At 74.0% G+C, this 14669-nt stretch carries 14 protein-coding genes; 7 read left to right on the top strand and 7 right to left on the bottom strand.

Annotation, left to right across the window (positions count from 1 at the left end; all coding sequences use genetic code 11):
* Nucleotides 1–4: 4 nt before the first annotated feature.
* A complete protein-coding gene (locus tag ACFWU6_RS12745) occupies nucleotides 5–1495 on the bottom strand; it encodes an amino acid permease (RefSeq protein WP_383806371.1) in 1491 nt (496 codons plus the stop codon).
* 565 nt (nucleotides 1496–2060) lie between these two features.
* On the opposite strand from ACFWU6_RS12745, the gene ACFWU6_RS12740 reads away from it, so the two are divergent.
* From ACFWU6_RS12740 to ACFWU6_RS12715, 6 genes are all read left to right on the top strand, one after another.
* Nucleotides 2061–3074, top strand: a complete 1014-nt coding sequence (locus ACFWU6_RS12740; RefSeq protein WP_383980796.1) for a GDSL-type esterase/lipase family protein — start codon at nucleotides 2061–2063, stop codon at nucleotides 3072–3074.
* A gap of 120 nt (nucleotides 3075–3194) precedes the next feature.
* The gene (locus ACFWU6_RS12735) at nucleotides 3195–4178 is read left to right on the top strand and encodes an SCO0930 family lipoprotein (protein WP_383980819.1); all 984 of its coding nucleotides are present in this window, start codon (nucleotides 3195–3197) and stop codon (nucleotides 4176–4178) included.
* Nucleotides 4179–4441: 263 nt separating this feature from the next.
* Nucleotides 4442–5308: a LytR/AlgR family response regulator transcription factor gene (locus ACFWU6_RS12730; RefSeq protein ID WP_383806376.1), complete on the top strand. Its 867-nt coding sequence runs from the start codon at nucleotides 4442–4444 to the stop codon at nucleotides 5306–5308.
* A gap of 229 nt (nucleotides 5309–5537) precedes the next feature.
* A complete protein-coding gene (locus ACFWU6_RS12725) occupies nucleotides 5538–5813 on the top strand; it encodes a hypothetical protein (RefSeq protein WP_383980794.1) in 276 nt (91 codons plus the stop codon).
* Nucleotides 5814–5881: 68 nt separating this feature from the next.
* Entirely contained in the window at nucleotides 5882–7612 is a 1731-nt protein-coding gene (locus tag ACFWU6_RS12720; RefSeq protein WP_383980793.1) for a cation acetate symporter, read from the top strand.
* Nucleotides 7609–8844, top strand: coding sequence for a histidine kinase (locus ACFWU6_RS12715; RefSeq protein ID WP_383980791.1), 1236 nt, complete (start codon nucleotides 7609–7611; stop codon nucleotides 8842–8844). The genes ACFWU6_RS12720 and ACFWU6_RS12715 overlap by 4 nt, the downstream gene beginning before the upstream one ends.
* A 163-nt stretch (nucleotides 8845–9007) precedes the next feature.
* On the opposite strand, the gene ACFWU6_RS12710 is transcribed toward ACFWU6_RS12715, so the two are convergent.
* Nucleotides 9008–10450 (bottom strand): GuaB1 family IMP dehydrogenase-related protein, encoded by a 1443-nt coding sequence (locus ACFWU6_RS12710; RefSeq protein ID WP_383806385.1) that lies wholly within the window; start codon nucleotides 10448–10450, stop codon nucleotides 9008–9010.
* A gap of 341 nt (nucleotides 10451–10791) precedes the next feature.
* Here ACFWU6_RS12710 and ACFWU6_RS12705 point away from each other — a divergent pair, with 341 nt between their 5' ends.
* Nucleotides 10792–11301 carry a hypothetical protein gene (locus tag ACFWU6_RS12705; protein WP_383980789.1) on the top strand — a complete coding sequence of 170 codons (510 nt, stop codon included), beginning with the start codon at nucleotides 10792–10794 and terminating at the stop codon, nucleotides 11299–11301.
* Between the two features lie 141 nt (nucleotides 11302–11442).
* On the opposite strand, the gene ACFWU6_RS12700 is transcribed toward ACFWU6_RS12705, so the two are convergent.
* The 5 genes from ACFWU6_RS12700 to rpe all read right to left on the bottom strand — a co-directional run bounded on the left by ACFWU6_RS12700 (nucleotide 11443) and on the right by rpe (nucleotide 14580).
* Nucleotides 11443–11853, bottom strand: coding sequence for a barstar family protein (locus tag ACFWU6_RS12700; RefSeq protein WP_383980787.1), 411 nt, complete (start codon nucleotides 11851–11853; stop codon nucleotides 11443–11445).
* A complete protein-coding gene (locus tag ACFWU6_RS12695; protein ID WP_383980785.1) occupies nucleotides 11850–12335 on the bottom strand; it encodes a ribonuclease domain-containing protein in 486 nt (161 codons plus the stop codon). Before ACFWU6_RS12695 ends, ACFWU6_RS12700 begins: the two co-directional genes overlap by 4 nt.
* Before the next feature lie 49 nt (nucleotides 12336–12384).
* Nucleotides 12385–12606 (bottom strand): CarD family transcriptional regulator, encoded by a 222-nt coding sequence (locus ACFWU6_RS12690; RefSeq protein ID WP_031145007.1) that lies wholly within the window; start codon nucleotides 12604–12606, stop codon nucleotides 12385–12387.
* Nucleotides 12607–12730: 124 nt separating this feature from the next.
* Nucleotides 12731–13744, bottom strand: coding sequence for a sugar-binding transcriptional regulator (locus tag ACFWU6_RS12685; protein ID WP_383806451.1), 1014 nt, complete (start codon nucleotides 13742–13744; stop codon nucleotides 12731–12733).
* Nucleotides 13745–13893: 149 nt separating this feature from the next.
* Nucleotides 13894–14580, bottom strand: coding sequence for a ribulose-phosphate 3-epimerase (gene rpe / locus ACFWU6_RS12680; RefSeq protein ID WP_383806397.1), 687 nt, complete (start codon nucleotides 14578–14580; stop codon nucleotides 13894–13896).
* Nucleotides 14581–14669: the final 89 nt, after the last annotated feature.

Genomic DNA, 14669 nt, shown 5'->3' with positions numbered 1-14669 from the left:
TGGATCACTTCTCTTCAGCGGCCTCCACGGCCGTGGCGGCCAGGGAGGCGACAGTGGCCAGGCTGGAGCGGCGCATGCCGTAGAAGAAGTAGAGCACGAGCCCGACCGCCATCCAGCCACCGAACACGGCCCAGGTGACCGCCGGCAGCTCCGTCATCAGGTAGCCGCAGAAGAGGAAGCCGAGGATCGGGGTGACGGGGAAGAGCATCACCTTGAAGGTGCGGTTCATGTCGGGGCGGGTGTAGCGCAGGATGACGACCGCGACGTTGACGAGGCCGAAGGCGAAGAGGGTGCCGATGCTGGTGGCGTTCGCCAGCTCGCCGAGCGGGATGGTGGCGGCCAGGATGCCGCAGAAGAGGCAGACGATGATCGTGTTGACGCGCGGGGTGCCGGTCTTCGGGTCGACCTTGGCGAAGGCCTTCGGCATCAGGCCGTCGCGGGACATCGCGAAGAGGATGCGGGTCTGGCCGTAGAGGACGGCGAAGACGACGCTGGCGATGGCGACGACCGCGCCGGCGGCGAGGACGACGCTCCAGAAGGCGTGTCCGGTGACGTTCTCCATGATCTTGGCCAGGGCGGCCTCGCTGCCCTCGAAGTCCTGCCACGGCATGGCGCCGACCGCGACCAGGGCGACCAGGCAGTACAGCGCGGTGACGATGCCCAGCGAGAGCATGATCGCGCGGGGCAGGTCCTTCTTCGGGTTCTTGGCCTCTTCACCGGCGGTGGAGGCGGCGTCGAAGCCGATGTACGAGAAGAAGAGCATGGAGGCGGCGGTGCTGATCGCTGTGACGCCGAGCGGGGCGAGGGGGGTGTAGTTGCCCGCCTTGATGCCCATGAAGCCGATGACGCAGAAGAGCACGAGCGTGACGATCTTGACGCCGACCATGATCGAGTTGATCCGGGCGCTCTCCTTGGCCCCGCGGAGCAGGAAGACCATGCACAGCAGGACCACGACCAGGGCCGGCAGGTTGATGTAGCCGCCCTCGCCGAGCGGGGCGGAGAAGCCCTCGGGGATGGTCAGGCCGATCGTGCCGTCGAGGAGCTCGTTGAGGTACTGGCCCCAGCCGACGGCGACGGCCGCGACCGAGACGCCGTACTCCAGGATCAGGCACCAGCCGCAGACCCAGGCGACGAGCTCGCCCATCGTGGCGTAGGCGTAGGAGTACGAGGACCCCGAGACCGGGATGGAGCCCGCGAGCTCGGCGTAGGAGAGCGCCGAGAACAGCGCCGTCAGGCCGGCCACGATGAAGGCGATGAAGACGGCGGGGCCGGCGATCGGGGTGGCCTCGCCGAGGACGACGAAGATGCCGGTGCCCAGGGTGGCGCCGATGCTGATCATCGTCAGCTGCCACATGGTGAGCGAGCGCTTGAGCGCTCCGCCCTCACCCTGGCCGCCCTCGGCGACCAGCTGCTCGACGGGCTTGCGGCGCAGCAGCGGGTGCGCGGGCCTGCGGGGCTCGGACGTGAGCGTCGGCGCCTGGCCGTGATCGAGCACGAGGGGACTCCTTTGTCACTGCGGGTGGGGATTCAGGCGTCGACCGCAGCGGTCCGGAGCAGGAGCAGGCAGAGCCTGGGCATGGGGGACCGCCGAGCAGGCGGTCCACGCCACTCCACGTACAGCGAGTGAGCCTACGAGCTGAGTGATACCGCCCGTAATGCACCATCCTTGCACGTTGGCGCACAATCGTTGCGCGGATCTGTCCTGGATGGTCCTTTGTTGCGCGCGGATGATCGATCGCTGCGCTGCACCCCTCGAAGGCCTTCCTTGACACCTCGTCAGACGTGCCGCGGCGTTCCGCCGTGGACGGGGACACGGTCCGGGTACCGGCAGGCCGTCCCGGGCGCTCCGCCCGGCACGGCGGGCGGTGGAAAGCACCCCGGCGGGGTACGAGTGAAGGCGGCGCCCCCGGGGGCGGTGCGGGCCCCGCGGAGGGCGCACACCGGCCGTCGGGGGCAGCGCGCTCCGGCACGCCCGCCGGCCTCCCGGAGGGCGGGCGGGCGCCGGTGGTGGACGGCGGGGCCGGCACGGCGTTCCCGTATCCGACGATCGGAGGCGAAGAGTGAGCCCGACGGGCACAGACGAGGGGTGGCAGGATCCCGAACCGTTCCTGCGCGGCGTCTCCTGGCTGGACGAGGGGCGCCCGGTGCGGGCCGACCCGGCGGACACCATGCGGCTGCCGTGGGACACGGGCGAGCGCGCCACCCTGCCCATCGGGGTCCGGCTGGAGTTCACCACCGAGAGCGCGCGGGCGGTGGAGGTCCGCTACCGGGCGACGCTGCCCGGCCCCACCGACGCGCTGCGCGACCTCGCCCACGGCTTCGCCCTGTGGGACCGGCACGGGGTGGTATCGGAGGTGTTCACCGAGCCGTCCGCGGAGTCCGTCGTACGGATCGAACTGCGCGGCGGGGCGGGCCCCTTCACCATCCACCCGCCCGAGACGCAGTCCCCCCTGGTCCTGGGCCTGCGCGGGATCGGCGGCGCGCTGGCCCCGGCGCCGCCCGCCCCGCGCTGGGTGGTGCACGGCGACTCCATCACCGAGGGCTGGTGGTCCACCCGCCCCGCCCACGGCTGGCCCGCGGTCACCGGCCGGGCGCTGGGATGGGACACCGTGAACCTCGGGTACGCGGGGGCCGCCCGGGGCGAGCTGGCCACGGCCGAGCAGCTCGCCGGGCTGCCCGCCGACGTCCTCACCCTCGCCTTCGGCACCAACTGCTGGTCCCGGGTGCCCTTCTCCGCGCCCCTGCTGTACGAGACCACCCGCGCGTTCCTCGACCTGGTCCGCCAGGGCCACCCCCGGACCCCGCTGCTGCTGGTCTCCCCCGTCCTGCGGCCCGATGCCGAGCGGACCCCGAACCGGCTCGGCGCCACCCTGGGCGCCCTGCGCGACGCGATGGAGCGCGCCGCCCGGGACCGGATCGCCGCCGGGGACGAGCGGCTCGCCGTGCTCCCGGGCCGGGACCTGCTCGGTCCCGAGCACCTGGCGGACGGGCTCCACCCCAACGACGCCGGACACCAGGTCCTCGGCCTCGCTGTGGTCACGGCCCTGAGGCGCGCCGGGTTCGCCCCGGGGTGAGTGAAAGAGCCCACACCGGCCGCCTTGAACGTATCCCTGCCACCACCGCGTGTCCTGAGCACAGTTGCCGCCGCTCCGGCGGGGGGCGACACGACGGACACACACGTGGGAGAGATCAAGATGGGCATGAAGCGCGGAACCACCCTTGCAGCGGCAGCGATCGCCGTCGCCCTGGCGGTGACGGCCTGCGGCCCGACGGACGACAAGGCCTCCGACACCACCGCGCCCGCCGGTGCCGCCTCCTCCCAGGACGCCTACGCGGCGGCTGACGCCGCCGGCGGCGCCGGGGCCGCGGGGGCCGTGCCCGCCGGGCAGTTGGCCCTCGCCGCGAGCGACCGGCTCGGGTCGGTCCTCACCGACAGCGCCGGGCTGACGCTCTACCGCTTCGACAAGGACACCGCGAAGCCGCCGAAGTCCAACTGCGACGGGGACTGCGCCAAGACCTGGCCGGTGGTCGCCGCCGGCGACGTCACCGCCGCGGCCGGTATGGACCCGGCGGTGCTGGGCGAGGTGGTGCGCACCGACGGCACCAAGCAGCTGACGGTGGGGGGCTGGCCCGCGTACCGCTTCAACAAGGACGCCAAGCCGGGCGACCTCAACGGCCAGGGCGTCGGCGGCGTGTGGTTCGCGCTCGCCGCGGACGGCAAGAAGGCGGCGAAGGACGCCCCGGCGCCCGCTCCGGCCCCGGACGCGGGCGGCTCGGACGGTGCGGGCGGTGCGGGCGGTGCGGACCCGGTCGCGGCGGACGCGGCGCTGTCCGTGGCCAAGGACCCCGAGCTGGGCGAGCACATCGTCGACGGCAAGGGCATGACCGTGTACCGGTTCAAGCCGGACACGGCGTGGCCGATGGTCTCCAAGTGCACCGGCGACTGCCTGGCCAAGTGGCCGGTGGTGCCCCCGGTGGACAAGGCGAACGCGAAGGGGATCACCGAGCGGAACTACCGGGTCATGGACCGGCCGGACGGCAAGAAGCAGCAGACCGTCGACTGCTGGCCGGTCTACACCTTCACCGGTGACAAGGAGCCCGGCGACACCAACGGCCAGGGCGTGGGCGGCACCTGGTACGCGGTCTCCCCCGACGGCAAGCTGATCAACGTCCCGTAGCCCCGGCTGCCGTCCCGAAGGACCCGGCTGCCGTCCCGTAGCCCGGCTCACGCCCTGTGGGCCCGGCTGCCGTCCCGTAGCCCCGGCCCACGCCCCGCGAGTACGGCTCCCACCGCGGCACGGGAGCCGAACCGCGGCTCCCTCCCCGTCCCGCTCCCTCCCCCCACCGACCGGACCGCGCGGCCCCCGCCCCCCTCCCCCTCCCCCCGGGCGGGGGTCGCGCACCGTTCCGTCCCGGCGGGCCGGTGCCTACACTCGGCCGCATGGTGCGCGTACTGGCCGTCGACGACGAGAAGCCGCTGCTGGAGGAGCTCCTCTTCCTGCTGCGCTCCGACCCCCGGGTGCACAGCGCGGAGGGCGCCTCGGACGCCACCGGGGCCCTGCGCAGGATCACCCGGGCCCTGGAGGGCGGACCCGACGGGGCCGACGGCATCGACGTGGTCTTCCTCGACATCCACATGGCCGGGCTGACCGGTCTGGACATCGCCCGGCTGCTGGCCGGGTTCGCCCGTCCGCCGCTGATCGTGTTCGTCACGGCCCACGAGGGTTTCGCCGTACAGGCCTTCGACCTCAAGGCCGTGGACTACGTACTGAAGCCCGTACGCCCGGAACGGCTGGCCGAGGCCGTACGGCGCGCGTGCGCCCTGTCGGGCCGGACCGGGGCGGACCCGGCCGACGCCGGGCCCCCGCCCGGCGCGTCCTTCGCGGGCGGCCCGTACGGGCCCCAGCCCCAGCCCCCGCCGGCCGCTGCGGCACCGCGGCGTCCGGGCGCCGAGGTCGCCGTGGCCGACCGGGCCCCGGACCAGATCGCGGTGGAACTGGGCGGGGTCACCCGCTTCGTGGCCATCGCCGACATCGCCCACGTGGAGGCGCAGGGCGACTACGCCCGGCTGCACACCGACGGGGGCAGCCACCTGGTCCGCATCCCCCTGTCCACGCTGGAGGAGCGCTGGGCGGCCCGCGGCTTCGTCCGGATCCACCGCAGGCACCTCGTCGCGCTGGCCCGGATAGACGAGCTCCGGCTGGACGCGGGCACCACCAGCGTCCGGGTCGGGGCCGCGGAGTTGCAGGTGAGCCGACGGCACGCGCGGGAGCTGCGGGAGCTGCTCATGCGCCGGGCGACCGGCTGAGGCGGACCGGACCCCGCCCGGCCGGCCGGCCGCTGCGGGACCGACCGCCCGGTGGGGAGGCGACCGCCCGCCGCGGGAGCGACCGCCCGCCGCGGCGGGACGTGCCGTTCGTCGTGCGCGGGCGGGCGTCCGGCGACGCGTCGGCGCCGGCGGCCGCACCGCCGGGGCGGCCGACGGGCGGCCCCGCCGCCCGCGCGTATCGTGGCTCGTCCGGCGCGGGAGGAGCGAGATGTCCGACATCCACGCGCTGCTCGACGCCCTGACCGGGCTGCCCCGCACCCGGCCCTGCGGCCCCGCCGAGGCGGAGGCGCTGCTGGCCCGGCTGCGGAGCGCCGCCGCCCGCTGGGCCGACCTCCTGTACGAGGCGGGCGAGGGCGTTCGCGACCAGGTGCCGCCCCGGGCGGAGGCGGCGCTGACGCTGGCCTTCCGGCGCGCGGAGGAGTCGTACGTGGAGCTGGAGATCGCCCTGCGCGACTGCGCCGAGCACCGCGATCCGGCGCTCTGACCCACGCCTGTCGCCCGGGCGCGGGCGTGCATAGACTCCGGTCACCTCCCCAGTCGAAGGACCGCCAGGTGAACCAGACGTACGCGCTGACCGCGGTCGCCGGCGTCGTCCTGGTGACCGTCCTGGTGGGCGCGCTGGGGCTGCGGATCTCGCGGACCACCTCGGACTTCTACGTCGCCTCGCGCACGGTGGGGCCCCGGCTGAACGCGGCCGCCATCAGCGGGGAGTACCTCTCCGCGGCCTCCTTCCTCGGGGTGGCCGGGCTGGTGCTGCTCCAGGGCCCCGAGATGCTCTGGTACCCGGTGGGCTACACCGCCGGGTACCTGGTGCTGCTCGTCCTGGTGGCGGCGCCGCTGCGCCGCTCGGGCGCGTACACCCTGCCCGACTTCGCCGAGGCCCGGCTGGAGTCGCGGGCGGTGCGGCGGATCGCGGTGCTGTTCGTGGTCGGTGTCGGCTGGCTGTACCTGCTGCCGCAGTTGCAGGGCGCCGGGCTGACCCTGGAGGTCCTGACGGGGGCCCCGCACTGGGTGGGCGGGGTGGTCGTCGCCGTCGTGGTGAGCTGCGCCGTGGCCGCCGGCGGGATGCGCAGCATCACCTTCGTCCAGGCCTTCCAGTACTGGCTCAAGCTGACCGCGCTGCTGGTCCCGGCTTTCTTCCTGGTCGCCGCCTGGGCGGGGGACGGCGCCCCGCGCGCCTCCTTCGACGCCGCGGCCGTCTTCCGCGGGCAGACCACCGTCACGGTGGCCGAGGACGTCCGGCTGTCGGTGGACGCGCCGCTCGCGCTGACGGTCACGGGGCAGGTGGACGGCCGTGAGCACGACGCGGCCCCGCTGGTCCTCGACGCCGGACCGCACGCCGTACGGGCGGGCGCACGGCTGGAGTTCGCGCCCGGCACCCCCGTCCCCGAGACCCGGGCGGAGGCCGGGCCGGGCGTGTCCAGCTGGTCGGAGCCGTTGTCCGGGGACCGCCGCGAGCACCGGCTGTACGCGACGTACGGGCTGATCCTCGCGACCTTCCTCGGGACGATGGGGCTGCCGCACGTGGCGGTGCGCTTCTACACGAGCCCCAACGGGCGGGCCGCGCGCCGCACCACGCTGGTGGTGCTCGCCCTGGTCGGCGTCTTCTACCTGCTGCCGCCGGTGTACGGGGCGCTGGGCCGGATCTACGCTCCCGAACTGGCCCTGACCGGCGACGCGGACGCGGCGGTGCTGGTGCTGCCGGAGCGGATGCTGGGCGGGCTGCTCGGGGAGCTGCTGGGGGCGCTGCTGGCCGGGGGCGCCTTCGCGGCGTTCCTGTCGACGGCGTCGGGGCTCACCATGGCGGTGGCCGGGGTGCTGCACCAGGACGTGCTGCCGGCGCGGTCGGTGCGCAGCTTCCGCTGGGCGGTGCCGGTGGCGGTCCTGGTGCCGCTGGCCGGGAGCGCGGCGGCCCGGGACGTGCCGGTGGCGGATGCGGTGGGGCTGGCGTTCGCCGTGTCGGCCTCGTCGTTCTGCCCGCTGCTGGTGCTGGGGATCTGGTGGCGCGGGCTGACGCCGCCGGGTGCGGTGGCGGGGCTGGTCGCCGGGGGCGGGGCGGCGCTGGGCGCGGTGCTGGCGACGCGGGCGGGGCTGGCCCCGGCGGGCTGGGTGCACACGCTCCTGGCATGGCCGGCGGCCTGGTCGGTGCCGCTGGGGTTCCTGACGATGGTGCTGGTGTCCCTGGGCACCCGTTCGCGCGTACCGGGGGGCACGGCGGCCGTCCTGGCGCGGCTGCACCTGCCGGAGGACGTGGCCGGGAGCCGGGCGGGCGGTGTCCGGTGACGGCGGCGGTCCTCGCCGTGCTGGCGGCGGCGGGCGCGGCCCTGCTGCTCGGCGCGGGCTGGGCGGCGGGCCGGCGGCACGCCCGGCGGGGCGGCCGGGGGACGGCGCTGGACCTCGGGACCCCGGTGGAGCGGGCCACCTTCCACACGCTGCACACGGCTTCGCTGGCCGCTCCCCCGCTGCGCGCGGGGCTGACCGAGGACGCCGCCCGCAAGGCCGCCCGGCGGCTGCGCTCGCTGCTGGGTACGGAGGCGCTGTGCCTGACCGACCGGGAGGCCGTACTGGCCTGGGACGGGCCGGGCGCCGACCATCACGAGCGGCGGGCGATGGCCCGGGTCGCGGTGATGCTGGACTCGGGCCGCAGCCAGAGCGCGCGGACCGGTTGCGAGCGGCCGGAGTGCCCGCTGAAGTGGGCGGTGGTGGCGCCGCTCACCGGCGAGGACGGGATGCTGGGCGCGCTGGTGGCCTACGGGTCGCGGGAGTCCGCGGTGCTGGTGCGGGCGGCGACCGAGGTCGCGCGGTGGGTTTCCGTACAGCTGGAGCTGTCGGAGCTGGACCGCTCGCGGACGCGGCTGATGGAAGCGGAGATCAAGGCGCTGCGGGCGCAGATATCGCCGCACTTCATCTTCAACTCGCTGGCGGCGATCGCCTCGTTCGTGCGGACCGATCCGGAGCGGGCCCGGGAACTGCTGCTGGAGTTCGCGGACTTCACCCGGTACTCCTTCCGCCGGCACGGGGACTTCGCCACCCTCGCGGACGAGTTGCGCTCCATCGAGCAGTACCTCGCCCTGGCGGGTGCCCGGTTCGGGGACCGGCTGAAGGTGACCTTGCAGGTGGCGCCGGAGGTGCTGCCGGTGTCGCTGCCGTTCCTGTGCCTGCAGCCGCTGGTGGAGAACGCCGTGAAGCACGGTTTGGAGGACTCCACCGAGGAGTGCCGGATCACGATCGCCGCCCGGGACGCGGGCCCGGAGGCGGTGATCACGGTGGAGGACAACGGCGTCGGGATGGACCCCGCCCTGTTGCGCCGGATTCTGGCCGGGGAGCGGGTCGGCTCCTCGTCGGGCATCGGGCTGCCCAACGTCGACGAGCGCCTGCGGCAGGTGTACGGGGACCCCTACGGCCTGGTGGTGGAGACGGGGGTCGGCGCGGGCATGAAGGTCACGGTGCGAATCCCCAAGTACCGTGCGGGGGTGCACAGTTCCCTTCCCGCGGACGGCCGTTCCGGGCCCTGAGGACTCCGGCGGGGAGGCGGGCCGCCCGGGGCCGGGAGGCCTCCGCCCCCGGGTGCGCCCGTGGCCCCGGGCGGCCCCGCGGGGGGACGGCCGGGGCCACGGTGAGCGGCGCGTGCGGGCGGACCGTGCCGGTCCGGGCCCGGCAGGATCCGAAAGAGGCGGCCTAGCTCCAGCTGGCGTGCAGCGGCTTGCCCTCGGCGTAGCCGGCGGCGGACTGGATGCCGACCACGGCCTTCTCCTCGAACTCCGCGAGGGAGCCGGCGCCGGCGTAGGTGCAGGAGGAGCGGACGCCCGCGATGATCGAGTCGATCAGGTCCTCGACGCCGGGGCGGGCCGGGTCGAGGAACATGCGCGAGGTGGAGATGCCCTCCTCGAAGAGCGCCTTGCGGGCGCGGTCGTAGGCGGACTCCTCGGAGGTCCGGTTGCGCACGGCGCGCGCCGAGGCCATGCCGAAGGACTCCTTGTAGAAGCGGCCGTCGGCGGACTGCTGGAGGTCGCCCGGGGACTCGTACGTACCGGCGAACCAGGAGCCGATCATGACGTTCGAGGCGCCGGCTGCCAGCGCCATCGCCACGTCGCGCGGGTGACGGACGCCGCCGTCGGCCCACACGTGCTTGCCGTACTTTTTGGCCTCGGCGGCGCACTCCAGTACGGCCGAGAACTGCGGGCGGCCCACGCCGGTCATCATGCGGGTGGTGCACATGGCGCCGGGGCCCACACCGACCTTGATGATGTCGGCGCCGGCCTCGATGAGGTCCTTGACGCCCTCGGCGGCGACGATGTTGCCGGCCACGATCGGGACCTGGGGGTCGAGGGCGCGGACGGCCTTGATCGCGTTGATCATCGACTCCTGGTGCCCGTGGGCCGTGTCGATGACGATGGTGTCGACGCCCGCGTCGAGCAGCTGCTTGGCCTTGGCCGCGAAGTCGCCGTTGATGCCGACGGCCGCCGCGATGCGCAGCTTGCCGTTCGCGTCGGTGGCGGGGGTGTAGAGGGTCGCGCGCAGGGCGCCCTTGCGGGTGAGGATGCCGACGAGCTTGCCGTCCTTGTCGACGGCCGGGGCCAGCTTGCGGTGGCCGGCGTCGAGCTTGTTGAAGGCCTCGCGGGGGTCGATGTCCGCGTCGATGAGCAGCAGCTCCTTCGACATGACCTCGGAGAGCTGGGTGAAGCGGTCCACGCCGGTCAGGTCGTGGTCGGTGACGACGCCGATCGGGCGGCCCTCGTCGTCGACGACGACGCCGGCGCCGTGGGCGCGCTTGGGCAGCAGGGACAGCGCGTCGGCGACGGTCTGGGTGGGCGCCAGGGTGATCGGGGTGTCGAGCACGTGGTGGCGGGTCTTCACCCAGGAGATGACGTCGGTGACGATCTCGATCGGGATGTCCTGCGGGATGACGACGATGCCGCCGCGGCGGGCGACGGTCTCGGCCATCCGGCGGCCCGCGATGGCGGTCATGTTGGCCACGACCAGCGGAATGGTGGTGCCGGTACCGTCGGGCGCGGAGAGGTCGACGCCCTGGCGGGAACCGACCGCGGAGCGGCTCGGCACCATGAACACATCGTCGTACGTCAGGTCGTACGGCGGCTTCAGGTCATTGAGGAAACGCACGTGCTGAACATCCCAGTCGATCGAAGGATCCTTCTAGATGGCTGACAGGGCAGCCGAGGAAACGCACGTACTTCATTCTCCCACGTGCTGGCGTTCGCACCGCCCCGGCCGAACGTCCAGGACATACCGGCCCGCCTGGTCCTTTCCTACGGGACCATGGCCCCGGCGGGCGCACGGAGGGCGAACCGCTGCCCTCCGGGTCCGGCGCCGGTTCCGGCGCCGGGTCCGGTCACTGCGGGTGACAACTGTCCCGGAAGCGCGCTCCGCTCGCCCGTCGAGGCCGGTTGCGGGCACGGCACGGCCCTTGCGATCAAGAGGGGATCGGAGGCACCGTTGATTACATGATTACAGCCGAACAGGGCGAGCAGCTCCGCGCGTGGTTCGCCGAGCGCCTGCCCGTGGACGTGTACGAGTCCCTCGTCTCGGTCACGGCCGACCGCGAGGAGATCACCGTCGTCGGCACCGTCGCGGCGACCGAGTCCGTCGGGGAGTTCCGCGAGCGCACCCGGGACCGGCGCATCGAGGTGGCCCGGGAGGCCGAGGAGCTCTACCGCCGCAAGGTCGCCTGGGGCGTCCGCACGGGCGGGGAGACCACGCTCTTCACCCACCTCGCCGTCCCGGTGATGACCCGCCTGCGCCAGTCGGAGCGCCAGGTCCTCGACACCCTCGTGGCCGGCGGGGTGGCCCGCAGCCGCGCCGACGCCCTGGCCTGGTGCGTGCGCCTGGTCGGGCGCAACACCGAGGCCTGGCTGGCGGACCTGCGCGGCTCCCTCGCCGAGGTCCACCGGGTCCGCGCCCAGGGCCCCGACGTCTCCGGGGAGCCGGACACCGCCCCCTCCGATCCCGGATGAGCGGCCGGCCCCCCATCCGGGCACGATCCCGCACGGCCGGGGCCGCGCGACGACGATGAGGGCGCGGACACTGCGGGAGGCCGCGCGACCACGGTGAGGCGCGGGCACCGCGGGAGCGGTGCCCCTCCCCCGCGGCGGCGCTCAGCCGCCCTGTCCGCGCCGCCGCCCCCGCGCAGCGCCCGGCTCGGCCAGCAGCACCGTCAGCGGCGGCGCCCCGTCCTTCTCCTGCTGCTCCCGCCAGAAGTCGACGGCCTCCTCCAGGACCTCCCGGAGCGTCTCCCAGTCCCCGGGCCGCGCGGCGGAGAAGCCGCGCCAGGCGGTCACCGCCACCAGCCGCCCCGCCGTGTCCGGCAGCCACGACAGGTCGCGCACCGCGTCCGCCAGCGCGTCCCAGTTCCCGCCGAACCACCGCGGCACGCCGAAGGCGTCCCCGGCCCGCCGCATCAGCTCGGCCTTGGTGCGCACGCCGTCCAGGTCCAGCCGTACGGTCGTCCAGCCCGCCTCCTCGGCGGCGGCGAGCGCGGGGGCGAGCGGCTGCGGGTCCAGGGTCATCGGACAACCGCCTTGAAGGTCTCGTAGTGGTCGTCCGTGTAGAAGAACTCCCCGCCGTCGCCCGTCACGATCCGGCGGGCTCCGCGGTCCCGCTCCCCGGGCGTGCGCACCGTGTACTCGCGGTAGTAACCGCGCTTCTGCCGGGGCAGGGCCTTCTCGAAGTTCCCGAAGACCGTCCCGTCCTGCCGGTACGGGTACGGGCCGCCCTCGTCGATGAGCGCGAGTACGTCCCGGGCCTGCTGCGGCAGCGCGTCCGCCCGCACGGTGGCCAGGCCCTTCGCCCATCCGGGGGCCTCACCGGGCGCGTCACGGTGATCGGCGGTCGGATCGGCGGGCGCGACCACGGTCGCTTCGGCACCGGTGCTGGCGGCGGCAGGCGCGGGTGTCTTCCCTCCGCAGCCCGCCGCACCGACCAGCGCGGCACAGAGGAACACGGCCCCCAGCAGACGCAGCAACGATCGGGGCACATTCCCGAAGATCATGCACCGATCGTGCCAAATATCCGATTCGCTCGCGAATCGTCCGGTGGCCTCAGAGCGCGGCCATCTTGGTGTACGGACTCAGGATTCGTTTCTGGACCGACCCGAAGTCGACGAGAACGGCGATCCCCTCCTCGATTCCGACGACACGGCCGAGACCGTGCTCATCGTGGGTAACCCGGTCGCCGACGCTGAACTGCCGGAGCGGCGGTTCCACGGGGGCCTTGAACGGGCTGGACGGCAAATGGCGGCGAGGTACTGCTGACTTTGTCATTGGAACCAGTATGCGCCCAGCAGGCCGCCGCGCGGTCCGCCGTTCGGATCTCAATTCCGGCACCATCCGCGGCGGAACGGGTCTCGGGGCCGCTCAGGGGCAGGTCCGGCGGGGTCCGGGCGCCTCAGTCGTCGGGGTCGGCCCGGTCGAGCGCCGGACGCAGCCCCGGCTCCGACTCCGTCAGCAGGTAGTCCGCGACCGCCGTGTCCGTGACCAGGCTGGTCACCAGGCCCGACCGCAGCACGGCCCCGATGGCGGCGGCCTTGCGCAGCCCGCCCGCGATCGCCACGACCTCGGGGATCCGCCGCAGCCGGTCCGCCTCGACGGTGATGCACCGCTCGCCGAGGTCCCGGCCCACGCGCCGCCCCTCGGCGTCGAAGAGGTGGGCGGACATCTCGGCCGCGACGCCCAGCGAGGCGTAGTGGGCCCGCTCGTCGTCGCTCAGCATGTCGTGGACGGTCGAGATCCCCGGCTCCCACGACCCGATGGAGACGGCCGCGACGGTCACCTTGTCGAAGTACTCGAACGCGCGCGCGATCCCGGTCTGGCTCCGCAGCGCCGCCGCGGTCGCCGGATCCGGGAGCAGCATCGGCGCGTAGATCGGGTGCGCGTCGCCCCCCGAGACCTGGGCGGCCCGGCGGACGGCTTCGACGGAGCCGCGCTCGGCCGTCCCGGCGTCGTAGACGCCCGTCAGCTGCACCACGGTGCACGGGGGAAGCCGGTGCAGGGAGGCGGCCATGTGGATGGTCGAGCGGCCCCAGGCCAGGCCCAGTACGTCGCCCTCGTTGACCAGCTCGCCCAGCAGGTCGGCGGCGACCGCGCCGAGGTTCTCCGGGTCGGGAGCGTCCTCGGTGGCGTCGGCCGGCGACTCCACGACCACCGCGTGCCGCAGCCCGTAGCGGGCGCGCAGGGCGTCGGAGCGCTCCGCGTCCAGCTCGGCCGGTACGCGGATCTCGATGCGCACGAGGTCGCGTTCGAGGGCGGTCTCCAGGACCCGGGCCACCTTGAAGCGGCTCACGCCGAACTCCTCGGCGATCTGGATCTTGGACTTGCCCTCCAGGTAGAAGCGGCGGGCCATGGCCGCCGCCTGAACCAGCTCCGCGGGTCCCATCCGCAGGGCTGACCGTCCCGCCGACATTGCAGACACCGCGTTCTCCTCACTGCTGTTCACACTGTCGTGTTCACACTCTCGACTCGCCGTTCATCCTGTCAGATCCGACGGCCGTTGATCAGCCCGGACGGCTTCCGTTCACCGAGCTGTCCACCACCGGTCCACCAACCCTCGCCTCAGTGGTCGCAAGCCCACGGCGCAGCGGCGATCGCGGCACCGGCCTGCTCGCGCAGGGTGCGCACCGCGGCGGCCGGGTCGGCCGCCCCGTAGACCGCGCTGCCCGCCACGAAGACGTCGGCTCCGGCGTCGGCGCAGCGCTCGATGGTGGAGGCCGAGACCCCGCCGTCCACCTGGAGCCACACCTCCAGGCCGTGCTTGGCGATCAGCTCCCGGGTGCGGCGGATCTTCGGCAGCATGATGTCGAGGAAGGACTGGCCGCCGAAGCCGGGCTCGACCGTCATGATCAGCACCATGTCGAGCTCGCCGAGGATGTCCTCGTACTGCTCGACCGGCGTCGCGGGCTTGAGCGCCATCGACGCCCGCGCGCCCTTCGCCCTGATCTCCCGCGCCAGCCGTACGGGGGCGGCCGCCGCCTCGGCGTGGAAGGTGACGGAGCCGGCGCCGGCCTCCACGTACTGCGGGGCCCAGCGGTCCGGGTTCTCGATCATCAGGTGCAGGTCCAGCGGGATGTCCGTGGCCCGGCTGAGGGACTCGACGACCGGCACGCCGAGCGTCAGGTTCGGGACGAAGTGGTTGTCCATGACGTCGACGTGCAGCCAGTCGGCGCCCTCGACGGCCCTGGCCTCCTCGGCGAGGCGGGCGAAGTCTGCGGACAGGATGCTGGGGTTGATCTGAGCGGCCATCCCCCAAGCGTGCCATGCCCCCGCCCGGTTCCGGCCACGACCCCGGAAGTCCGGAACACCGCGTGCCCACGGGCGACCCGCCGGTGATC

Origin of the sequence: Streptomyces sp. NPDC058674, assembly GCF_042716505.1 — a bacterium.
Classification (GTDB): Bacteria; Actinomycetota; Actinomycetes; order Streptomycetales; family Streptomycetaceae; genus Streptomyces.
Note: the sequence above shows the minus strand (reverse complement) of the source record. Positions and strands in the feature narration are given on the sequence as shown.